Below are 20480 nucleotides of genomic sequence, written 5' to 3'. Positions count from 1 at the left end.
GACGCTTGCCGAAGAAGGCGCCAAGCCCGCTCCGGGATCGACCGCATACCCGTTATCGCCACGACCGCGGCCCCCAATGCGCAGCCGCGCCACACCCTGTAGGAGCCCGCTTGCGGGCGATCCGGGCCGATCGCGAGGCTGGGCTTGAGCCCGATCGCCGGCAAGCCGGCTCCTACAGGGACGATGCGTTACCGACGCTTGCCGAAGAAGGCGCCAAGCCCGCTCCGGGATCGACCGCATACCACTGTCCCCCGGCCTCGGCTCCGAGTGCGCGCCACGCCCCGTAGGAGCCCGCTTGCGGGCGATCCGGGCCGATCGCGAGGCTGGGCTTGACCCTGATCGCCGGCAAGCCGGCTCCTACAAGGCGTGGTGCGTTACCGACGCTTACCGAAGAAGGCCGGGGAATGACGAGGCGGCGCACGCCGCCTCGCAGGTCTCAGAACCAGGCGTCCTGCATGTCGAGGCAGGTCGGATCGCGGGCTTCCAGCAGGGCCAGTTCATGGGCGCAGCCGGGCACTTCCCAGGTCAGGAAGTACCGCGCCGCTTGCAGCTTGCCCTTGTAGAAATCGGCATCGGCCGGGTTGCCCGCCGCGAGACCTTCCTCGGCGCGGATGGCCTGTTCCAGCCAGCGCCAGCCGATCACGGCATGGCCGAATACCTTCAGGTACAGCGCCGAGTTGGCCAGGGCCAGGTTGATCTTGCCGGCGGCGAGATCGCCGAGCAGCGCCTGGGTGACCTGGGTCAGGCGGGCGATGTGCTGCTCCAGCGGCTGGCGCAGGGCCGAAAGCGACGCGTGGCGGCCGGCGCGCTGGGTGCAGTCCTGAATCAGCGCCAGCAACTGGCGCAGGCCGGCGCCCTTGTTCTGCATCAGCTTGCGGCCGAGCAGGTCGAGCGACTGGATGCCGTGCGTGCCCTCATGGATCGGATTGAGGCGGTTGTCCCGGTAGTACTGCTCCACCGGATACTCGCGGGTGTAGCCGTGGCCACCGAGAATCTGCACGGCCAGCTCGTTGGCCTTGAGGCAGAACTCGGACGGCCAGGACTTGACGATCGGCGTCAGCAGGTCGAGCAGCTCATGGGCGTTCTGGCGGGCCTCCTCGGTCTCGGCGGTGCGCTGGTCGTCGACCAGCCGGGCGGCGTACAGGCCCAGGTCGAAGGCGCCTTCGACATAGGCCTTCTGAGTCAGCAGCATGCGCTTGATGTCGGTGTGCTCGATGATCGACACCTGCGGCGAGGTCGGGTCCTTGCCGTCCGGCAGCCGGCCCTGCGGACGCTCGCGGGCATAGTTCAGCGAATAGAGGTAGCCGGCGTAGCCGAGCATGATGGCGCCCATGCCGACGCCGATCCGCGCGTCGTTCATCATCTGGAACATGTACGACAGGCCCTTGTGCGGCTCGCCGACCAGGTAGCCCACGCACTCGCCGTTGTCCCCGAAGTTCAGTGCGGTGGAGGTGGTGCCGCGCCAGCCCATCTTGTGGAACAGCCCGGCGAGGGTCACGTCGTTGCGCTTGCCGAGCGAGCCGTCGTCGTTGACCAGGAGCTTCGGCACGATGAACAGGCTGATCCCCTTCACCCCGGGCGGCGCATCCGGCAGCTTGGCCAGGACCATGTGCACGATGTTTTCCGACAGCGGGTGGTCGCCGCCGGAGATGAAGATCTTGTTGCCTTTCAGGCGATAGGTGCCGTCGCCGGCCGGTTCGGCGCGGGTGCGCAGGTCGGACAGCGACGAGCCCGCGTGCGGCTCGGTCAGCGCCATGGTGCCGAAGAAGCGGCCCGCGTGCATTGGCTCGAGGAAGCGCCGCTTCTGCTCGTCGCTGCCGAAGACTTCGATCAGGTGCGCCGCGCCCATCGTCAGCATGGCGTAGGAGGAGGTGCCGACGTTGGCCGCCTGGAAGTGCGCGAAGCAGGCGCGCGCCAGCAGGTTGGGCAGCTGCATGCCGCCGTCTTCGAAATCATGCGAGGCCGTGAGAAAGCCCGCCTCGATGAAGGCGTCGACCGCCGGCTTCACCTCGGGGATGAGCACCGCTTCGCCATTCTGGTAGACCGGCTCGTTCTCGTCGGCCTTGCGGTTGTGCGGGGCGAAGAGTTCCTCGGCGATACCGCGAGCGGTGTCGATCGCGGCATCGAAGGTTTCGCGCGAGTGGTCGGCGTAGCGCGGGCGCTGGGTCAGGCTCTCGGCGTCCAGCACTTCGTAGAGTTCGAATGCCAGGTTGCGGGCGCTGAGCAGGGTCTCGGACATGGGGAAGCCTCCATTTTTGTGGCCCGAGTCTAAGGAGCGGGGTTTTCGGCTGCCTAGCTCCATCCATGCCACTGATGGAGCGACAACAGCGTCAATCGTCAGTCAGCGAAGATCCGCGCGAGCAGTTGTGCGGTCAGGCCGTCGGCCAGCCCGAGCCGTTCGAGCTGGGCGTTGGCGCGGCGCACATGCAGGCGCAGCTGCTGGCGTGCCGCGTCGCGACCGAGCAGGGCGATGACCGTGGTCTTGTAGCGATCCTGATGGGCGTCCTTGCCGGTGTGCTCGCTGGCCTTGCCGTCGTTCAGGTCGTCGAGCAGCTGGAAAGCGAGCCCGAACTCCTGCGCGACGCTACGCAGCGAGGCGATGTCGGCGCGACTGCAGCCGGCAATGAGGCCGGCGGTTTCCAGGGCGGCGATGAACAGCGAACCGGTCTTGAGCTGGTTGGCCGTGGCGATCGCGTCCAGCGCGCGCGCCTGGCGGCCGCCGTGCAGGTCGTAGAACTGGCCGCGCACCAGGCCGTAGGGGCCGATCGCTTGCGACAGCAACCCCACCGCGCGGGTGCGCACCGAGGCGGACAGCTCCGGCGCCGCGGCCACCACCGCAAACGCATGGCTGAGCAGCGCCACCGAGGCCAGCACGGCGACGTCCTCGCCATAGCGGATGTGCAGCGTCGGCCGGCCGCGTCGCAACGTGGCGTCATCCATACAGGGCAGGTCATCGAGGAACAACGAGGCCGCATGCACCATCTCAAGCGAGCAGGCGATGTCGATGGCGCCCGGTGCGTGCGCGTCCAGGTCGTGCAGCGCGAGCAGCATCAGCAGCGGACGAACGCGCTTGCCGGGTGCCAGCACGCCTTCGCGCATCGCCTCGGCGATGAGGTCCTGCGCGTGTTCGGGCTCGGGCAATAGCTCGCCCAGCCGGGCGTCGACCTGGGTGCGCAGGGCGAGCAGTGCGGGTTCCAGCGCCAGGCCGGGCCGGGTATTGGACAGAAGAGCCATGACGCCTCCGCGCGAGGTGAACGGAACGGACTTTAACAAGACTTGTACAAACTGTATAAGTATTTACAACTTTCAGGACACGACGGTTCCCATGCCCCGCGATGAGATTGCTGCCGATGCCCCCCGCGACGGAACCGGCGCGCTGGAGGCCCGCAAGAACGATCACCTCGATATCGTGCTCGACCCGTCGCGCGCGCGCTCGGTGACGGCGAGCGGCCTGGACGCCATCAGGTTCGAGCATTGCGCGATGCCGGAGTTGCACCTCGATGCCATCGATCTGCGCACGTCGCTGCTCGGCAAGCCCCTCCAGGCGCCTCTGCTGATCAGCTCGATGACCGGCGGCGCGCGCCGTGCGGCGGCCATCAACCGCCACCTCGCCGAGGCGGCGCAGGCGCTGGGCATTGCGTTGGGCGTGGGCTCCCAGCGGGTTGCGCTGGAAAGCGACGCCGATCAGGGGCTGACCCGCGAGCTGCGGCGGCTCGCCCCCTCGGTGCCGTTGCTGGCCAATTTCGGCGCGGCGCAGCTGGTGGCCGGCTACGGGCTGGAGCAGGCGCGCCGGGCGGTCGGCATGATCGAGGCGGATGCGCTGATCATTCATTTCAATCCCTTGCAGGAGGCGGTGCAGCGGGGCGGCGACCGGGACTGGCGCGGCGTGCTTCAGGCGATCGAGCGGCTGGCCGGGGCGCTGGAGGTGCCGCTGGTGGCCAAGGAGGTCGGCGCCGGGCTGAACGCCACGGTCGCGCGGCAGCTGGTCGACGCCGGCGTCGCGATCATCGACGTGGCCGGTGCGGGCGGCACCAGCTGGGCGGCGGTTGAGGCGGAGCGCGGCATCGATGCCCGGCAGCGCGCCGTCGCGCAGGCGTTCGCCGGCTGGGGCATCCCGACCGCACAGGCGATCCACGAGGCGCGCGTCGCCTGCCCGAAAACGCCGCTGATCGCCTCCGGCGGCATCCGCGATGGCGTCGACGTGGCCCGTGCGATCCGCCTCGGCGCCGATTTCGTCGGCCAGGCGGCGGGCGTGCTGGAGCGCGCGCTGGAGAGCAGCGAGGCGGTGATCGAGCACTTCCAGATTCTCATCGAGCAATTGCGGGTGGCCTGCTTCTGCACCGGCTCGCGCGACCTGGCCGAGCTGGGGCGGGCGCGGCTGGTGCTGCCGCTGGCGCCCGAGGAGCTCTGACCGATGCCACGTCACGCTTGCCCCGAGTGCGCGCCATGACCCGTTTCGCGGTGATTGCGCCGCCCTTCCACAGTCATTTGCGGGCGCTCGAAGCGCTGTCGCAGGCATTGATTGGCCGTGGTCACGAGGTGGTGTTCGTGCAGCAGGCGGATGTCGGCATGGCGTTGCGCTTGCCGGCGGCGGGTTTCGTGGCGGTTGGCGCCGGCAGCCATCCACCCGGCAGCATGGCCGCGATTGTCGCCCGCGCGGCGCGACCGGGCGGCCCCCGTGGTCTGGGGCGGGTCATCGCCGACATGGCCGCGTCCACCGACATGCTCTGCCGCGAAGTGCCGGGCGTGCTCAGCGCGCTGGCGGTCGACGCGGTGATCGCCGACCAGATGGAGCCGGCCGGCGCGCTGGTGGCCGAGCACCTCGATCTGCCCTACGTGTCCGTCGCCTGCGCACTGCCGTTCAACCGCGAGCCCCTGGTGCCGCTGCCCGTCATGCCTTGGGCCTATCGCGCGACGCCCCGGGCCGAGCAGCTGAACCTGCACAGCACGCGGGTCTACGACCGCCTGATGCGGCCGCATGGCGCGGTCATTGCGCGTCACTGCGAGCGACTCGGCGTGCCCGCGCGCGCGCACCTGGGCGAGTGCCTGTCGCCGCTCCTGCAGCTCAGCCAGACCACCCCCGCCTTCGACTTTCCACGCGCTGCCTTGCCGGCGCACTTCCACCATGTCGGGCCGCTGCGCCTGCCGGTCGAGGCCGAGCCGCCGCTCGAGGTGTCGATCGATCCACGACGGCCGCTGGTGTTCGCCTCGCTCGGCACCTTGCAGGGCGATCGGCTCGGGCTGTTCCGCCGGATCGTCCGCGCCTGCCGCGCGCTCGATGCGCAAGTGCTGGTGGCCCATTGCGGCGGGCTCGACCGGGCCGGCGTGCAGCGGCTCGAACGCGACGGCGCCGACTGGGTGACGGATTTCGCACCGCAGCGGGCCGTGCTCGCCCGCGCGCAGGCGGTGGTCACTCATGCCGGGCTGAACACCGTGCTCGATGCCTTCGCCGCGGGTTTGCCGATGCTGGCGCTGCCCATCGCCTTCGACCAGCCGGGGGTGGCGGCGCGCGTGGCCTACCAGGGGGCCGGTCTGCGGCTCGGGCATCGCTGGGCCAGCCAGCGGCGTATCGGCCAGGCGTTGCGCCGGCTGCTGGACGATCCGACGTTCGCCAGCCGCGCCGCCTCGGTGGGCGATTCGGTGCGACAGGCCGGCGGCGCGGCACGGGCAGCCATGCTGACCGAGCGGGCTGTCAGTGCGGGTGAGCCGGTGACCGAGGCCGAGCATGCCGCCTGACGTCGATCTGATCCTCGTTGGCGGCGGGCTGGCGAACGGTCTGCTGGCGTGGCGGCTGCGCCAATGCCGGCCGGATCTGCGCCTGCTGCTGCTGGAGCAGGGCACGCGGCTGGGTGGCAATCACACCTGGTCGTTCCATGAGCATGACCTGACGCCCGCCGAACACGCTTGGATCGCGCCGCTGGTCGAAACGCGCTGGCCGGGCTACCAGGTGCGCTTCCCGGCGCTGACCCGGCGGCTGGACAGCGGCTACGCCAGCCTCACCTCGTCGCATTTCCACCGCTGCCTGCTCGGTCGGCTGGCGGACGTGGTCCGGCTGGACACGGCCGTGGTCGACATCCAGCCACGGCAGGTGCGCCTGGCGTGCGGTCGTGTCGTCACCGCGCGGGCGGTGCTCGATGGTCGCGGCCCGCGAGCGAGCCGGCATCTGGCGCTGGGATTCCAGAAGTTCGTCGGCCAGGAGGTACGGCTCGCCGCTGCGCATGGCCTCGTCGAGCCGGTGATCATGGACGCGACGGTCGACCAGCTCGATGGCTATCGCTTCCTTTATGTGCTGCCGCTCGGCCCGGATCGGTTGCTGATCGAGGACACCTATTACGCTGACGGCCAGTCGCTGCCCGCCGAGCACCTGCGCGCCCGGATCGCCGGCTACGCCGCGGCCCGGGGTTGGCGAATCGCCGAGGTGCTGCGCGAAGAGCACGGCGTGCTGCCGATCGTGCTCAGCGGTGACCCGCGAGCCTTCTGGGCCGAGGCGGGCGGGGTGCCGCAGACCGGGCTTGCCGCCGCGTTGTTCCATCCGACCACCGGCTATTCGCTGCCCGATGCGGTGCGCCTGGCGGATTTTCTGCTCGCCTGCGACTGCTGGGAGGCGGCCCCGCTGTTCGAGGCCATCCGCGGCTACTCGCTGCGCCAATGGCGGCGGCGCGGGTTCTACCGCCTGCTCAACCGGATGCTCTTTCTCGCCGGCCGGCCCGAACACCGCTGGCAGGTGATGCAGCGCTTCTACGGCCTGCCCGAGCCGCTGATCCAGCGCTTCTACGCGGCGCGGTCGACCCTGGCGGACCGCATCCGCATCGTCTCCGGCAAACCGCCGGTGCCGGTTGGCGAGGCGCTGCGCGCACTCGTCGCCCATGATCTCCACCGCAAGGATTCACGATGAGCCAAGCAAAACGAGCCGTGGTGATCGGCGCCGGCTTCGGCGGCCTGGCCCTGGCCATTCGCCTGCAACGCGAGGGCATCCAGACCACCCTGCTGGAGAAGCGCGACAAGCCGGGCGGTCGGGCGTACGTCTGGCATGACCAGGGCTTCACCTTCGATGCCGGGCCGACCGTCATCACCGATCCGGCGGCGCTGGACGAACTCTTTACCGGTGCGGGCCGGCGCATGGCCGATTACGTCGAACTGCTGCCGGTCAGTCCCTTCTACCGGTTGTGCTGGGAGGACGGCTACCGCTTCGATTACGTCAATGACCAGGCCGAGCTGGATCGGCAGATCCACGCGCGCAACCCACGTGACGTGGCCGGCTACCGGCGCTTTTTGGCGTATTCGCGGGCGGTGTACGAGGCGGGTTACGTCAAGCTCGGCACCGTGCCGTTCCTGTCGTTTCGGGACATGGTGGCCGCCGCGCCGCAGCTCGCCACGTTGCAGGCGTGGCGCAGCGTGTACGGGCGGGTCGCCTCGTTCGTCGAGGATGACCGGCTGCGCCAGGCGCTGTCCTTCCATTCGCTGCTGGTAGGCGGCAACCCGTTCGAGACGTCGTCCATCTACGCGCTCATTCATGCGCTCGAGCGCCAGGGCGGGGTGTGGTTTCCGCGCGGCGGCACCGGCGCGCTGGTCGCCGGCATGGCGAAGCTGTTCGCCGACCTTGGTGGCCGGCTCGAACTGAACGCGCCGGTCGCGCGGATCGAGCTGGAGGGTGCCCGCATCAGCGCCGTGCACACCGAAGACGGGCGTCGATTCGACGCGGAGGCGGTCGCCTCGAACGCGGACGTGGTGCACACCTACCGCACCCTGCTCGGCCACGAGGCGCGCGGTCGCGAGGAAGCCCGGCGCTTGATGGGCAAGCGTTTTTCGATGTCGCTGTTCGTCATTCATTTCGGTCTCAAGCGCCGCCACGCGCACCTGCAACACCACACGGTCTGCTTCGGCCCGCGCTACCGCGAGCTGATCGACGAGATCTTCAAGCGCGAGACGCTGGCCGAGGATTTTTCGCTCTATCTGCATGCGCCCTGCGTGACCGATCCCTCGCTGGCACCGGAGGGCTGCGCCAGCCATTACGTGCTGGCGCCCGTTCCGCATCTCGGCACGGCGAACATCGATTGGGCGGTCGAGGGGCCTAAATACCGCGACCGCATCTTCGAGTACCTCGAGCGGCACTACCTGCCCGGCCTGCGCGAGGACCTGGTCACCCATCGGATCTTCACCCCGCACGATTTCCGCGACGAACTCAACGCGCACCTCGGCTCGGCCTTCTCGCTCGAACCCATCCTCACGCAGAGCGCCTGGTTCCGCCCGCACAACCGCGACGACAAGATCCTCAACCTCTACATCGTCGGCGCGGGTACGCACCCGGGCGCCGGTGTGCCAGGCGTGGTCGGTTCGGCGAAGGCGACCGCCGGGCTGATGCTGGAGGACCTGGCGAGGTGAATCGGCAGGTCCTCGCGCACTCGACGCACGCCATCGCGGTCGGCTCGAAGAGCTTCGCCGCCGCGGCCCGGCTGTTCGATCCGCGCACCCGGCAGAGCGCGGTGATGCTTTATGCCTGGTGCCGCCACTGCGACGACGTGATCGACGGCCAGTCGCTGGGTCACGACCAGCAGCACGGCGACCGCTCCGACGGCGCCGCGCGGCTGGCCGAGCTGGTCGATCTGACCCATCGCGCCTATGCCGGCGAGCCCATGCAGGTGCCGGCCTTCGCCGCCTTCCAACAGGTCATCGCGCGCCATGGCATCCCGCTGCGTTATCCGTTGGAGCACTTGGCCGGGTTCGAGATGGACGTGCGGGCGCACCCCTACGCAACCCTCGACGACACGCTGCTGTACTGCTACCGCGTGGCCGGGGTGGTCGGCCTGATGATGGCGAGGGTCATGGGCGCGCGCGACGTGGCGACGCTCGACCGGGCCTGCGACCTGGGCATGGCGTTCCAGCTGACCAACATCGCGCGCGATCTGGTCGAGGATGCCGCGATCGGGCGCGTTTACCTCCCGGCGGACTGGCTGGCCGGGGCCGGCATTCCTCGCGACCGGCTGGTGGACCTGGCCCATCGACCGGCGCTGGCTGGGCTCGCCACCCGCCTGATCGACCTCGCCGAGCCCTACTACGCCTCGGCGTTGCAGGGGCTGCCGGCGCTGCCGTTGCGGTCGGCCTGGGCGGTGGCGACGGCGCATGGCGTCTATCGCCGGATCGGCCTGGAAGTGCGCGCCCGAGGGTCGACCGCCTGGGATGAGCGAGTCGCCACCACCCGTGCGCAGAAGCTCATGCACCTGCTCGCCGGCGCCCGCCTGGCGCTGGCCTCGCGCCGCGGCAGCACGGCAGAGCGCCCCGCCGCTCTCTGGACGCGCCCGCGGTGACGTTTCTCCGAGCCATCCACTGGCGATCCCGTGCTCTCGCCGGGCGCTTTTCGTAGGAGCCCGCTTGCGGGCGATCGCCGCGCCGCGCGTAGGGTGCCTTCGCGGAAACAATGCGCCGCTGGTTTCGCGCTGGCGTGGCCCTTGGCGGATTGTTCGCTTCGCGCCTGAATCCGCCCTACGGCGCGGACGCCCGCTGTCGTGCCTGCACGGCCGATGTTGCCGTTGCGCTTCTCGTAGGAGCCCGCTTGCGGGCGATTGCCGCGCCGCGCGTAGGGTGCCTTCGCGGAAACAATGCGCCGCTGGTTTCGCGCTGGCGTGGCCCTTGGCGGATTGTTCGCTTCGCTCCTGAATCCGCCCTACGGCGCGGACGCCCGCTGTCGTGCCTGTCCGGCCGGTATTGCCAGGCGCCTTTCGTAGGAGCCCGCTTGCGGGCGATTGCCGCGCCGCGCGCAGAGTGCATCGCCGGTTCCCCGGAGGCGTGGCCCTTGGCGGATTGTTCGCTTCGCGCCTGAATCCGCCCTACGGTGCCGGTCAGCCCGGCTCGGCTTCGTTCGTGCGACGCAGGCGGCCGCCGTGGAGGTCGCGCAACTGCTTTTTCAGCACGGCCAGCGGCGGCGCCCAGAGGAAGCCGAACGATACGCAGCCCTCGCGCCCGTCGACGGCATGGTGCAGTCGATGCGCCTGGTAGAGCCGCTTGAGGTAGCCCCGTCGCGGCACGTAGCGCAGCGGCCAGCGATGGTGGACGAGCCCGTCGTGGGCGACGAAGTAGAGAAAGCCGTAAGCCGTCATGCCGGCGCCGATCCATTCCAGCGGGTGCCAACCGGCCGTGCCGAGCGCGATCAGGGCGATCGCCACGCCGGCGAACACCACGGCATAGAGGTCGTTCTTCTCGAACCAGCCGGTGCGCGGCTCATGGTGCGACCGGTGCCAGCCCCAGCCCCAGCCGTGCATCACGTACTTGTGCGCCCACCAGGCGAAGACTTCCATCCCGGCGAGGGTGGCGAGGAACACCAGCGTGTTGGTCAGCGTCGACATGGCGGAACCCAAGGTGGCGCGAAAGCCACAGTCTATGCCGTCACGGCGTCGGGTTGAACCGCGCGCCGCCTGACCGGGCGCCGCCGGGCCGTTACACTGCGCGGCCACCCAGGAGTCATCCATGAACTACCGCCATGCCTTTCACGCCGGCAACCATGCCGATGTCCTCAAGCACCTCGTGCTGGCGCGGATCTTCGCCCTGCTTGCACGCAAGGACGCGCCGCTCGCCTACCTCGACAGCCATGCCGGCGTCGGGCTCTACGACCTGACCGGCGAACAGGCGACGCGGACGGGCGAGTGGGAACAGGGCATCGGCCGGCTGTGGCCGCTCGCGGAGGTGCCGCCGCCGGTGGCCGACTACCTGGCGTTCGTGCGGGGGCTCAATCCCGACGGGCGGCTGCGCTTCTATCCCGGCTCGCCGGAGCTGGCGCGCCGTGCCACCCGCCCGCAGGATCGCCTGCACCTGAACGAAAAGCATCCCGACGACGGCCGCCTGCTCAAGGCCAACATGGCGGATGACGACCGCGTGGCGGTGCATCTGGGGGAAGGCTGGCATGTGCCGCGTGCGCTGATGCCCACCGCCGAGAAGCGGGTGGTGCTGCTGATCGATCCGCCGTTCGAGCAGGCCGACGAGCTGTCGCGCTGCGTCGACGCGCTCAAGGAGGCGCTGGGGCGGATGCGCCAGACCGTCGGGGTCATCTGGTATCCGATCAAGGCGATTCGTCAGCTGCGGCGCTTTCATCAGGCGCTGGCCGGCTGCGGTGCGCCCAAGCTGTTGCAGGTCGAGCTCTACGTCCATCCGACCGACGACCCGGACCGCCTCAACGGCTCGGGCCTGGCGATCGCCAACCCGCCGTGGGGGCTCGAGGACGAGCTGAGAACCGTCCTGCCCTGGCTTGCCACGCAGCTGGCGCAGAGCGCCGGTGGGTGGGAGCTGAACTGGTTGATCGAGGAACAGCCCGCGGTCGAGACCCAGCCCGCTACGGTGCCGAAGGCGGGTGAGCGGTCGGCCGCACCCGCGTCATCGAGGCCCGGCCAGCCCGCCAGAACGGCACGGGGCGACAAACCTGCCCCGGCAAGCAAGGCATCCGCCGGCCCTGACCGGGTGCCCAAGGCGGGTCAGCGTTCAGGCACGCCATCGGCAGGATCGAAACGCAATGGCCGCGCCAACAAGCCCGGCGCCTCGAGAGGCAAGCCCACGCGCGGTTGATGACGCGCGCGCAAGGCAGGGCGCGAACAGCCGCCGACCACGCAACGCCGGGCAGGCGAGGCGGGACGCTCAGCCGAACAGCTTCAGCGGCTCCTCGTCCAACGCGGCGATCTGCTCACGCAAGGTGAGCACCTGGTCGCCCCAGTAGCGCTCGCTGCCGAACCACGGAAAGCTCGGCGGGAAGGCCGGATCGTCCCAGCGACGGGCGAGCCAGGCGCTGTAGTGCAGCAGCCGCAGCGAGCGCAGGCCCTCGATGAGCGGCAGCTGGCGCGGGTCGAAGTCGTGGAACTGCTGGTAGCCCTCCATCAGCTCGGCCAGCTGCGACAACCGTTCGTGCCGCTCGCCGGCGAGCATCATCCACAGGTCCTGGATCGGTGGGCCCATGCGGCAGTCATCGAGGTCGACGAGGTGGTAGGCGTCTTCGCGGTGCAGGATGTTGCCCGGATGGCAATCGCCATGCAGGCGGATGCTCGGTGCGGTGACCGAGGCGAAGAGGTCATCGAGGCGGGCCAGCAGGTCCCGGGCGACTGACTCATAGGCCGGCAACAGGCTGCGCGGGATGAAGCCGCCATCGAGCAGGGTCGCCAGCGACGCATGACCGAAGTGCTGCACGTTCAGCGTCTCGCGATGGGCGAATGGCCGGGTCGCGCCGACGGCGTGCAGGCGGCCGAGCAGCTGGCCGAGGGCATACAGCTGGTCGAGGTTGCCGGGTTCCGGCGAGCGCCCGCCGCGCCGCGGAAACAGCGCGAAGCGAAAACCGGCGTGTTCGAACAGGGTGCGGCCCTCGCGCTCGAGCGGGGCGACGACCGGAATCTCGTGCTCGGCTAGTTCGAGGCTGAAGCGGTGCTCTTCCTCGATGGCCGCATCGCTCCAGCGGGCCGGGCGGTAGAACTTGGCGATCAGCGGCGCCTGGTCTTCGATGCCGATCTGATAGACGCGGTTTTCGTAGCTGTTGAGCGCCAGCACGCGCGCATCGCTCAGGTAGCCGAGGCTTTCCACGGCGTCGAGCACCAGGTCGGGGGTCAGGGAATCGAAGGGATGCGACATGTCCGTCTCCACGGTCCGGGCCGGACAGTGTAGAGGGCTTGCCCGGTGGCGGCGAATCAGCCGGTCATCGCGGTACGGCCACGCTTGCCGGCATCGCCGAAGCCATACACGACCAGCAACAGGCCGAACGACAGGCCGAGCAGCCAGGCCGCCAGCCGGTGCGCCTCGGCGTAGCGCAGCGCCTCGACATGCTGGAACAGCGCGATCGACGCCACCTGCGTCTCGCCCGGAATGCTGCCGCCGAGCATGAGCACCACGCCGAATTCGCCGAGCGTGTGGGCGAACCCGAGCGTCGCCGCCACCAGCACGCCGCGGCGCAGCAGCGGCAGCACGACCCTCAGCAGCCGCTCGAACCGGCTGGCGCCGAGGCTGGCTGCCGCTTCGAGCAGCGAGGCGGGAATCTCGCGCAGCGCCACGGTCAGCGGCTGCACGACGAAGGGCAGCGAGTACACCACCGAACCCAGCACCAGGCCGGAGAAGCTGAACGCCAGTTGCTGTCCGGTGAGGGCGATCCAGCCGCGGCCGAGCGCCGTGTCGGGCGCGAACAGCACCAGGAGGTAGAAGCCCAGCACGGTCGGCGGCAGCACTAGCGGCAAGGCGATGAGGGCATCCAGCAGCTTGCGCAGCCGCGTCTGCTTGCGCACCCGCCAGGCGGCCAGCGGCAGCCCGATCAGCAGCAGCAGCGCCGTCGACAGCGCGGCCAACCGCAGCGTCAGCCACAGGGCCTGCCAATCGCTAGCGGCGAGCACAGCCGTTCTCGCCGGGGCGCGCGTAGCCGAAGTCGTCGAGGATGTCGTGCTGGCGATCGAACCATTCGGCGAACGCCGTGGCGGCCGCGCCGCGCTCGCCCTCGGCCAGTACCAGGCGCGCCTGGATCAGCGGCGCATGATGGTTGACCGGAATGACCTGAAACTGGCCTGCGTCGATGCCGGCCGCGCGCAACTGGCTGAGCGCGACCAGCCCGGCGACCGCATTGCCGCTGGCGACGAACTGGAATGCCTGGCCGATGTCCTGGCCGTAGACGACATCGGCCCGTTCGACCGCCCAGCGACCGGCGTGTTGGAGCGCCTGCTGGGCCGCGCGACCGTAGGGGGCGGTGTCCGGCTGGGCGATGGCGATCCGGCCGGGTGGCAACTGGTGCAGGTCCGGTGCATGGCCGGGCGTCCAGAGCGCAAGCCGTCCGCAGGCGTAGGGGCGGGCGGGCTGGCCGATGCCGGCGTCGGTCAGCAGCGCCGGGCGCTCGGCATCCGCCGCATAGAACAGATCGAACGGAGCGCCCCGGCGAATCTGCTCATAGAAGGCACCGGTGGAGCCGCCCGCCAACTGCAGGGTGATGCCGGTCTCGCGCTGGTAGCGGTCGGCCATCCGCTCCATGACCGGCAGCAGGTTCGCGGCGACGGCGATGCGCAAGCTTTCGGTCGCCTGGACCGGCAGGCAGAACAGGCACAACAGGACGATGACGAGGCGCATGGCGGCTCCCGAGGGGTCAGAGGGTGGTGCCGAGGAGGATCTGTTCGGGCGCGACCTGGACGATGACCTCGCCATCGGGACGCAGATCCAGGGCGGGCGGTTCCAGCAAGGCACAGAGGGTCTGCTCGCCGGCCAGCCGGATGCTGATTTCGCTCGGACCGCCGTCGGCCTGATCGATCCGCGCGATCACCCCGTGCAGCCGGTTTTCGCTGGCGCATGGCGTACCATGCGTCACGCGCTTCAACGCGCCGGCCTTGAACAGCGCGATCGCGCCCACGCCGGGACGCAGTTCGAGCCGCTTGCGGCTGTCGGGCGTGATCAGCGCCTGTAGCCGTTGGCCGCCGGGCAGCTGCAGCGTCACCCGCTCGTGATGCCCCTGTGGCTCGATCGCCACGACCTCGCCCGCCAGCTGGTTGCGGGCGCTGGTGCGCAGCAGCAGCCGGCTCAGCCGGGCGAGGTCGCCGTCGTCTTCGGCCAGTGCAAGCAGTTGGGTCTGCACCTCGTGAAGGCGGCGATGCAGTGCCAGCAGGCGTTCGCCGGCTTCGGTCAGTCGCGCGCCGCCGCCGCCCTTGCCGCCGACGCTGCGGCTCACGAGGGCGATGCCGGCGAGGTTGTTCATCTCGTCGATGGCATCCCAGGCGGCCTTGTAGCTCATGCCGGCGGCTTTGGCGGCGCGGGTGATCGAGCCTTGTTCGGCGATCCGTTCGAGCAGGGCGATGCGCTGCGGGCGCCGGCTGACGTGCTGGGTGAGGGAGGCAAGTTCGATCATGTCGCTATATCGATTGGTATATAGCGACGGACAATGCCGAGCCGATGGGATCGCGTCAAGCGGTTAGTCGCCCGGTCGCGGCGTGCGCGCCAGGCAATACAGATCGACCCTCGCCGCCCCGGCCCGCTTGATCAGCCGGGCCAGGGCCTCGGCGGTGGCGCCGGTTGTCAGCACGTCGTCGACCAGTGCGACGTGGCGACCTGCGGTACGCGCCGCGTCGCTCAGGGCAAAGGCCGTGCGCAGGTTACGCCGGCGCGCGGCGGCATCCAGCTGCTGCTGGGCGGTGGTGTCCTGCGTGCGCAGCAGCCAGTCGGCGTGCGTCGGGACAGCCAGCGGCCGGCTCAGCCAGTCGGCGAGCATTCTCGCCTGATTGAAGCCGCGCTGCCGCAGTCGTCGGGTCGACAGCGGCACGGGGAGCAGCACGTCCGGGCGGAGCAGGCCTTCGGCGTAGGCGTGAGCCAGATGCGCGGCAAGACCGGCAGCCAGCACCCGGCCGATCGGCCACTTGGCCTGGTGTTTGAAGCGCTGAATCAGCGCATCGACCGGAAAGGCGTAGCGCAGGGGCGCTTCGACGCGATCGAACGAAGGGCGCCGACGCAGGCAGGCGCCGCAGGGCAGGCCGGACGTTGGCAGCGGGACGGCGCAGATCGCGCACTGATCGCCCAGCCACGGCAGGTCGCCCTCGCACGGAAGGCAGATGGCGTGCTCGCCGCTGGGTTCGTCGCACAGCAAACAGCTTTGTTTAAAAATTGACCACTTGTAAACCACGGCATCCCTTCCAGGTTGACAGCCAACCAGGCTTGGCTAACCATTTCGCGCATCTGCGGCCGCAGCCTGCCGTTCGGCCATCTCGATTACAAGGACACCACGATGAGCGCCTTCTCTGCATCCGTACTGCGTCACGACTGGTCGCTTCCCGAGGTCAAGGCGCTCTTCGAACTGCCCTTCAATGACCTGCTGTTCCAGGCACAGACCGTTCATCGCCAGCACTTCGATGCCAACCGCGTGCAGGTCTCGACACTGCTGTCGATCAAGACCGGCGCCTGCCCGGAGGACTGCAAGTACTGTCCGCAGTCCGGCCACTACAACACCGGGCTGGACAAGGAAAAGCTGATGGAGGTGGAGAAGGTGCTGAAGGCGGCCGCCGAGGCCAAGGCCATCGGCTCGACCCGCTTCTGCATGGGCGCCGCGTGGAAGCACCCGTCCGCCAAGGACATGCCCTACGTGTTGAAGATGGTCGAAGGCGTGAAGGCCATGGGCCTGGAAACCTGCATGACCCTCGGCAAGCTCGATCAGGAACAGACCCGCGCGCTGGCCGCCGCCGGTCTGGACTACTACAACCACAACCTCGATACCTCGCCGGAGTTCTACGGCAACATCATCACCACTCGCACCTACGCCGACCGGCTCGAAACGCTGAGCTACGTGCGCGATGCCGGCATGAAGATCTGCTCGGGCGGCATCCTCGGCATGGGCGAATCGCTGGACGACCGCGCGGGCCTCCTGATCCAGCTGGCCAACCTGCCGGAGCACCCGGAGTCGGTGCCGATCAACATGCTGGTCAAGGTCAAGGGCACGCCGCTGGCCGACGAGCAGGACGTCGATCCGTTCGACTTCATCCGCATGCTCGCCGTGGCGCGGATCATGATGCCCAAGTCGCATGTGCGCCTGTCCGCCGGACGCGAACAGATGAATGAGCAGATGCAGGCGCTGGCCTTCTTCGCCGGCGCCAACTCGATCTTCTACGGCGAGAAGCTGCTGACCACCGGCAATCCGCAGGCCGACAAGGACATGCTGCTGTTCAAGCGTCTCGGCATCCAGCCTGAAGCGCGCGAAGAGCATGACGACGAGGTGCATCAGGCGGCCATCGAACAGGCGCTGGTCGAGCAGCGCGATTCGGCGCTGTTTTACGACGCCACCGCCTGATGCCCACTGCGTGACCCGAAACGCGCCATTACGGCTGCCGACTCGCTTTTTGTAGGAGCCCGCTTGCGGGCGATCCGTGGCATGACGGATCGCTTGCAAGCAGCCTCCTGCGGTGATTGCCATGTCTTTCGATCTCGCTTCCCGTCTCGCCGAACGCCGCTGCGCGCATCTCTACCGCCAGCGCCCGTTGCTCGAATCGCCCCAGCAACCCGAGGTGAGAGTCGATGGCGAGCGCCTGCTGAATTTCTGCTCCAACGACTACCTGGGCCTGGCCAATCACTCGGACGTGATCGCCGCGATGCGCGCCGGCGCCGAGCAGTGGGGCGTCGGTGGCGGCGCCTCGCACCTGGTCATTGGCCACAGCACGCCGCATCACCAGCTGGAAGAAGCGCTGGCCGACTTCACCGGCCGGCCGCGGGCCTTGCTGTTCTCCACCGGCTACATGGCCAACCTGGCGGCGGTCACCGCGCTGGTGGGGCAGGGCGACACGGTGCTGGAGGATCGCCTCAACCATGCCTCGTTGCTCGACGCCGGCCTGCTCAGCGGCGCGCGTTTCTCGCGTTACCTGCACAACGATGCGACCAGTCTGGCCAAGCGCCTGGACAAGGCGAGCGGCAACACCCTGGTGGTGACCGACGGCGTGTTCAGCATGGACGGCGACCTGGCGGACCTGCCGGCGCTTTGCGCTGCCGCGAACGCGAAGGGCGCCTGGATGATGGTCGACGATGCCCACGGCTTCGGCCCGCTGGGCGCGACCGGTGGCGGCATCGTCGAGCATTTCGGCCTGGGCATCGACGAGGTGCCGGTGCTGGTCGGCACGCTGGGCAAGGCGTTCGGCACGGCCGGTGCGTTCGTGGCCGGCAGCGATGAACTGATCGAGACGCTGATCCAGTTCGCGCGTCCCTACATCTATACGACCAGCCAGCCGCCGGCCGTCGCCTGTGCCACGTTGAAGAGTCTGCAACTGCTGCGCGAAGACGGCTGGCGCCGCGAGCACCTGAACCGACTGATCGCGCGGTTCCGCCAGGGCGCCGCCGAGATCGGCCTGGCGCTGATGGACAGCCCGACGCCGATCCAGCCGATCCTGGTCGGTGACAGCGCGCGGGCGATGCGGCTTTCGGCCTTGCTGCGCGAGCGCGGCATCCTGGTCGGCGCCATCCGTCCGCCGACCGTGCCGGCCGGCAGTGCGCGCCTGCGCGTCACCCTGACGGCGGCACATAGCGAAGCCCAGCTGGAACGTCTGCTGCAAACCCTGGCCGAATGCTGGTCCCGAATGGCCGAGGAGCCCGAGCATGCGTGACCGACTGATCCTGTTGTCCGGCTGGGCCTTCGGCCCGGCGGCCCTGCAGCCGCTGTGCGATGCGCTGGCCGAGCAGGCGCCACATCTGGCGGTGGATGTCTTCCCTTTGCCAAGCGAACCGGAGCCCGATGCCTGGCTCGAGGTGCTCGAGGCGCAGCTGCCGGAGGACAGCTGGCTGGCCGGCTGGTCGCTGGGCGGCATGCTCGCCGCTCAGCTGGCGGCGCGGCGCGGTGAGCGCTGCCGCGGGTTGATCACCGTGGCGAGCAATCCGGTGTTCCGGGCCAATGAAAGCTGGCCGGCGGCGATGCCTGCGGATGTCTTCGATACCTTCTTCGAGGCGTTCCGGCTCGACGCCGAGGAGACCCTCAAGCGCTTCTGTGTGCTGACCAGCCGGGGTGGCTACGACGCCCGTACGCTGGCGCGCCAGCTGCAGGTGACCCTTGCCGAGCAATCGCCTGCCGCGCTGGACGCCGGCCTGCAACTGCTGGCCCGGCTCGATGTGCGTGCCGCCCTGGCGGATTTCCGCGGGCCGCAGCTGCACCTCTTCGCCGAACGCGATGCATTGGTGCCGATCGCCGCGGCCGAGGCGCTGGTCGATGTAGTGCCCGATGCCGAGGTGGCGGTGCTCGACGGGGCCGGCCACGGCTTGCCGCTGGAGCGCGCGGACGATGTCGCGGCGACGCTGCTGGCGTTCCTGCGTGAAGGTGAAGATGGCTGAGTTTTCCACGGCGCTACCCGACAAGCGTCAGGTGGCCGCGTCCTTTTCCCGTGCCGCCGCCAGCTACGACGGGGTCGCGGCCCTGCAACGGGCGGTCGGCGGCCGGCTGCTCGCCGGATTGCCGGAGCGCTGGCAACCCGCGTGTTGGCTCGATCTTGGATCGGGCACGGGCTACTTTTCACGCGCACTGGCTGAGCGCTTCCCCGGTTCCGAGGGGCTGGCGCTGGACATCGCCGAAGGCATGCTGCGTCACGCCCGGCCGCTGGGCGGCGCGCAAGACTTCGTTGCCGGCGACGCGGAGCAGCTTCCGCTGCGCGATGGGTGCGTCGAGTTGATCTTTTCCAGCCTGGCCGTGCAGTGGTGCGCAGAGTTCGCCGCCGTGCTCGCCGAAGCGCGCCGCACGCTGCGGCCGGGCGGTGTGTTCGCCTTCAGCAGCCTGGCGGTCGGCACGCTGCAGGAACTGCGTGACAGCTGGCAGGCGGTCGATGGCTTCGCCCACGTCAATCGGTTCAGATCGTTCGAGACCTACCGGCAGCTCTGTGCCGACAGCGGGCTGGCGGTGCGCGAGCTGGTCGTCGAACCGCATGTACTGATGTTCCCCGACGTGCGCCAACTGACCCATGAACTCAAGGCGCTCGGCGCGCATAACCTCAACCCCGGGCGCCCTGGCGGTCTCACGGGGCGGGCGCGTTTGCGTGCGCTGGTCGAAGCCTACGAGGCATTCCGCACGCCGACCGGGCTGCCGGCCACCTACCAGGTGGTCTACGGCGTTCTGCAAAAGGAGAGCTAGTCATGGGGCAGGCGTTTTTCGTCACCGGAACCGATACCGAGATCGGCAAGACCACGATCGCCGCGGGCTTGCTGCGCGCCGCGCGGCTGCGAGGCCTGTCGACCGCGGCGGCCAAGCCGGTTGCCTCCGGCTGCGTGCGCACCCCTGACGGGCTGCGCAACGAGGACGCCCTGGCGCTGCTGGGCGAATGCAGCCTGCCGTTGAGCTACGAGCAGGTGAACCCGCTCGCCTTCGAACCGGCGATCGCCCCGCATCTGGCCGCCCGCGAAGCCGGGGTCTCGCTGACTGCCGGCGCGCTGCTCGGCCCGGTACGCGCGGTGCTGGCCCTGGATGCCGATGTCACCCTGGTCGAAGGCGCTGGCGGCTGGCGCGTGCCGCTGCACGAGGGCGGCAACCTGTCCGATCTGCCGGTCGCGCTCAAGCTGCCGGTGATTCTCGTCGTCGGGGTTCGCCTGGGCTGCATCAACCACGCCGTGCTGACCGCCGAGGCCGTCGCGCGTGACGGCCTGGCCTTGGCTGGCTGGGTGGCCAATATCGTCGAGCCGCAAACGTCCCGACTGGACGAGAACCTGGCGACGCTTGCCGAGCGCCTGCCAGCCCCCTGTCTTGGTCGCGTGCCGCGCCTGGCGCAGGCGACGCCCGACGCTGTGGCGCATTACCTCGACCTCGCGCCGCTCGCACTGCGCTGACGGCCTCGGGCGGACAGGCACGACAGTCGGCTTTTGCAACGCAGGGCGGATTCAGGAGCGAAGCGAACAATCCGCCTAGGGCCATGCCATCGCAAGATCACCGGTGCATGGCTTCGCGGATGCACCCTACGCGCGGCACGGCGATCGCCGCGCAAGCGGGCTCCTACAAAAAGCGCACGGGATACCGGGCGGACGGCATGACAGTGGGCGTCCGGCGTAGG

18 protein-coding genes and 1 pseudogene are annotated in these 20480 nt (G+C 69.4%); 11 read left to right on the top strand and 8 right to left on the bottom strand.

All coding sequences use genetic code 11. From position 1 onward, the window contains the following. Positions 1 to 436: 436 nt before the first annotated feature. On the bottom strand, positions 437 to 2239 hold the full coding sequence (locus D7325_RS06505; RefSeq protein ID WP_120994742.1) for an acyl-CoA dehydrogenase: 1803 nt from the start codon (positions 2237 to 2239) through the stop codon (positions 437 to 439). Positions 2240 to 2337: 98 nt separating this feature from the next. Continuing rightward, entirely contained in the window at positions 2338 to 3234 is an 897-nt protein-coding gene (locus D7325_RS06500; protein WP_120994741.1) for a polyprenyl synthetase family protein, read from the bottom strand. Positions 3235 to 3325: 91 nt separating this feature from the next. Here D7325_RS06500 and fni point away from each other — a divergent pair, with 91 nt between their 5' ends. Genes fni through D7325_RS06475 form a run of 5 tightly spaced genes read left to right on the top strand, consistent with a single transcriptional unit; the run spans position 3326 to position 9305 of the window. After that, positions 3326 to 4411: a type 2 isopentenyl-diphosphate Delta-isomerase gene (gene fni / locus D7325_RS06495; protein ID WP_120994740.1), complete on the top strand. Its 1086-nt coding sequence runs from the start codon at positions 3326 to 3328 to the stop codon at positions 4409 to 4411. Between the two features lie 35 nt (positions 4412 to 4446). Further along, a complete protein-coding gene (locus D7325_RS06490) occupies positions 4447 to 5736 on the top strand; it encodes a glycosyltransferase (RefSeq protein WP_120994739.1) in 1290 nt (429 codons plus the stop codon). After that, on the top strand, positions 5726 to 6895 hold the full coding sequence (gene crtY, locus D7325_RS06485; RefSeq protein WP_120994738.1) for a lycopene beta-cyclase CrtY: 1170 nt from the start codon (positions 5726 to 5728) through the stop codon (positions 6893 to 6895). Before D7325_RS06490 ends, crtY begins: the two co-directional genes overlap by 11 nt. After that, the gene (locus D7325_RS06480) at positions 6892 to 8382 is read left to right on the top strand and encodes a phytoene desaturase (RefSeq protein ID WP_120994737.1); all 1491 of its coding nucleotides are present in this window, start codon (positions 6892 to 6894) and stop codon (positions 8380 to 8382) included. The genes crtY and D7325_RS06480 overlap by 4 nt, the downstream gene beginning before the upstream one ends. Then, positions 8379 to 9305, top strand: a complete 927-nt coding sequence (locus D7325_RS06475) for a phytoene/squalene synthase family protein (RefSeq protein WP_120994736.1) — start codon at positions 8379 to 8381, stop codon at positions 9303 to 9305. The genes D7325_RS06480 and D7325_RS06475 overlap by 4 nt, the downstream gene beginning before the upstream one ends. 531 nt (positions 9306 to 9836) lie before the next feature. On the opposite strand, the gene D7325_RS06470 is transcribed toward D7325_RS06475, so the two are convergent. Further along, positions 9837 to 10340, bottom strand: a complete 504-nt coding sequence (locus D7325_RS06470; protein ID WP_120994735.1) for a sterol desaturase family protein — start codon at positions 10338 to 10340, stop codon at positions 9837 to 9839. A 121-nt stretch (positions 10341 to 10461) separates the two neighbouring features. Between D7325_RS06470 and D7325_RS06465 the strand changes: the two are divergent. Then, positions 10462 to 11295 (top strand): annotated as a pseudogene (locus D7325_RS06465) (23S rRNA (adenine(2030)-N(6))-methyltransferase RlmJ); the annotation flags it as partial. Between the two features lie 324 nt (positions 11296 to 11619). On the opposite strand, the gene D7325_RS06460 reads toward D7325_RS06465, so the two are convergent. The 5 genes from D7325_RS06460 to D7325_RS06440 all read right to left on the bottom strand — a co-directional run bounded on the left by D7325_RS06460 (position 11620) and on the right by D7325_RS06440 (position 15604). Then, complete coding sequence (locus tag D7325_RS06460; protein WP_120994733.1) at positions 11620 to 12597, bottom strand: serine/threonine protein kinase; 978 nt, start codon at positions 12595 to 12597, stop codon at positions 11620 to 11622. A 56-nt stretch (positions 12598 to 12653) separates the two neighbouring features. Beyond that, complete coding sequence (modB, locus tag D7325_RS06455) at positions 12654 to 13346, bottom strand: molybdate ABC transporter permease subunit (protein WP_120994732.1); 693 nt, start codon at positions 13344 to 13346, stop codon at positions 12654 to 12656. Next, positions 13333 to 14067 (bottom strand): molybdate ABC transporter substrate-binding protein, encoded by a 735-nt coding sequence (gene modA / locus D7325_RS06450; protein WP_162988013.1) that lies wholly within the window; start codon positions 14065 to 14067, stop codon positions 13333 to 13335. Before modA ends, modB begins: the two co-directional genes overlap by 14 nt. 16 nt (positions 14068 to 14083) lie before the next feature. Further along, a complete protein-coding gene (locus D7325_RS06445) occupies positions 14084 to 14836 on the bottom strand; it encodes a TOBE domain-containing protein (RefSeq protein ID WP_120994730.1) in 753 nt (250 codons plus the stop codon). 63 nt (positions 14837 to 14899) lie between these two features. Then, positions 14900 to 15604 (bottom strand): ComFC family protein, encoded by a 705-nt coding sequence (locus D7325_RS06440; protein ID WP_120994729.1) that lies wholly within the window; start codon positions 15602 to 15604, stop codon positions 14900 to 14902. Between the two features lie 102 nt (positions 15605 to 15706). Here D7325_RS06440 and bioB point away from each other — a divergent pair, with 102 nt between their 5' ends. The 5 genes from bioB to bioD all read left to right on the top strand — a co-directional run bounded on the left by bioB (position 15707) and on the right by bioD (position 20259). Continuing rightward, complete coding sequence (bioB, locus tag D7325_RS06435) at positions 15707 to 16762, top strand: biotin synthase BioB (protein ID WP_120995101.1); 1056 nt, start codon at positions 15707 to 15709, stop codon at positions 16760 to 16762. Between the two features lie 121 nt (positions 16763 to 16883). Continuing rightward, a complete protein-coding gene (gene bioF / locus D7325_RS06430) occupies positions 16884 to 18062 on the top strand; it encodes an 8-amino-7-oxononanoate synthase (RefSeq protein ID WP_120994728.1) in 1179 nt (392 codons plus the stop codon). Continuing rightward, positions 18055 to 18780, top strand: a complete 726-nt coding sequence (locus D7325_RS06425) for an alpha/beta fold hydrolase (protein WP_120994727.1) — start codon at positions 18055 to 18057, stop codon at positions 18778 to 18780. Before bioF ends, D7325_RS06425 begins: the two co-directional genes overlap by 8 nt. Then, positions 18773 to 19570 carry a malonyl-ACP O-methyltransferase BioC gene (gene bioC, locus D7325_RS06420; RefSeq protein WP_120994726.1) on the top strand — a complete coding sequence of 266 codons (798 nt, stop codon included), beginning with the start codon at positions 18773 to 18775 and terminating at the stop codon, positions 19568 to 19570. Before D7325_RS06425 ends, bioC begins: the two co-directional genes overlap by 8 nt. A gap of 2 nt (positions 19571 to 19572) precedes the next feature. Continuing rightward, on the top strand, positions 19573 to 20259 hold the full coding sequence (gene bioD / locus D7325_RS06415; protein WP_120994725.1) for a dethiobiotin synthase: 687 nt from the start codon (positions 19573 to 19575) through the stop codon (positions 20257 to 20259). The last annotated feature ends 221 nt before the right edge of the window (positions 20260 to 20480 follow it).

Source organism: Stutzerimonas urumqiensis, assembly GCF_003640395.1.
GTDB classification, from domain to species: Bacteria; Pseudomonadota; Gammaproteobacteria; order Pseudomonadales; family Pseudomonadaceae; genus Stutzerimonas; species Stutzerimonas urumqiensis.
This window is presented reverse-complemented; position numbering and strand designations above follow the sequence as displayed.

Bases quoted from the DNA above. Each gene is read 5' to 3' on its own strand.
- D7325_RS06480 (WP_120994737.1), top strand. From the start codon at position 6,892: ATGAGCCAAGCAAAACGAGCCGTGGTGATCGGCGCCGGCTTCGGCGGC.
- D7325_RS06500 (WP_120994741.1), bottom strand. From the start codon at position 3,234: ATGGCTCTTCTGTCCAATACCCGGCCCGGCCTGGCGCTGGAACCCGCA.
- fni (WP_120994740.1), top strand. From the start codon at position 3,326: ATGCCCCGCGATGAGATTGCTGCCGATGCCCCCCGCGACGGAACCGGC.
- crtY (WP_120994738.1), top strand. From the start codon at position 5,726: ATGCCGCCTGACGTCGATCTGATCCTCGTTGGCGGCGGGCTGGCGAAC.
- bioD (WP_120994725.1), top strand. From the start codon at position 19,573: ATGGGGCAGGCGTTTTTCGTCACCGGAACCGATACCGAGATCGGCAAG.
- D7325_RS06470 (WP_120994735.1), bottom strand. From the start codon at position 10,340: ATGTCGACGCTGACCAACACGCTGGTGTTCCTCGCCACCCTCGCCGGG.
- D7325_RS06460 (WP_120994733.1), bottom strand. From the start codon at position 12,597: ATGTCGCATCCCTTCGATTCCCTGACCCCCGACCTGGTGCTCGACGCC.
- bioB (WP_120995101.1), top strand. From the start codon at position 15,707: ATGAGCGCCTTCTCTGCATCCGTACTGCGTCACGACTGGTCGCTTCCC.
- modA (WP_162988013.1), bottom strand. From the start codon at position 14,067: ATGCGCCTCGTCATCGTCCTGTTGTGCCTGTTCTGCCTGCCGGTCCAG.
- D7325_RS06445 (WP_120994730.1), bottom strand. From the start codon at position 14,836: ATGATCGAACTTGCCTCCCTCACCCAGCACGTCAGCCGGCGCCCGCAG.
- bioF (WP_120994728.1), top strand. From the start codon at position 16,884: ATGTCTTTCGATCTCGCTTCCCGTCTCGCCGAACGCCGCTGCGCGCAT.
- D7325_RS06490 (WP_120994739.1), top strand. From the start codon at position 4,447: ATGACCCGTTTCGCGGTGATTGCGCCGCCCTTCCACAGTCATTTGCGG.
- D7325_RS06425 (WP_120994727.1), top strand. From the start codon at position 18,055: ATGCGTGACCGACTGATCCTGTTGTCCGGCTGGGCCTTCGGCCCGGCG.
- D7325_RS06505 (WP_120994742.1), bottom strand. From the start codon at position 2,239: ATGTCCGAGACCCTGCTCAGCGCCCGCAACCTGGCATTCGAACTCTAC.
- bioC (WP_120994726.1), top strand. From the start codon at position 18,773: ATGGCTGAGTTTTCCACGGCGCTACCCGACAAGCGTCAGGTGGCCGCG.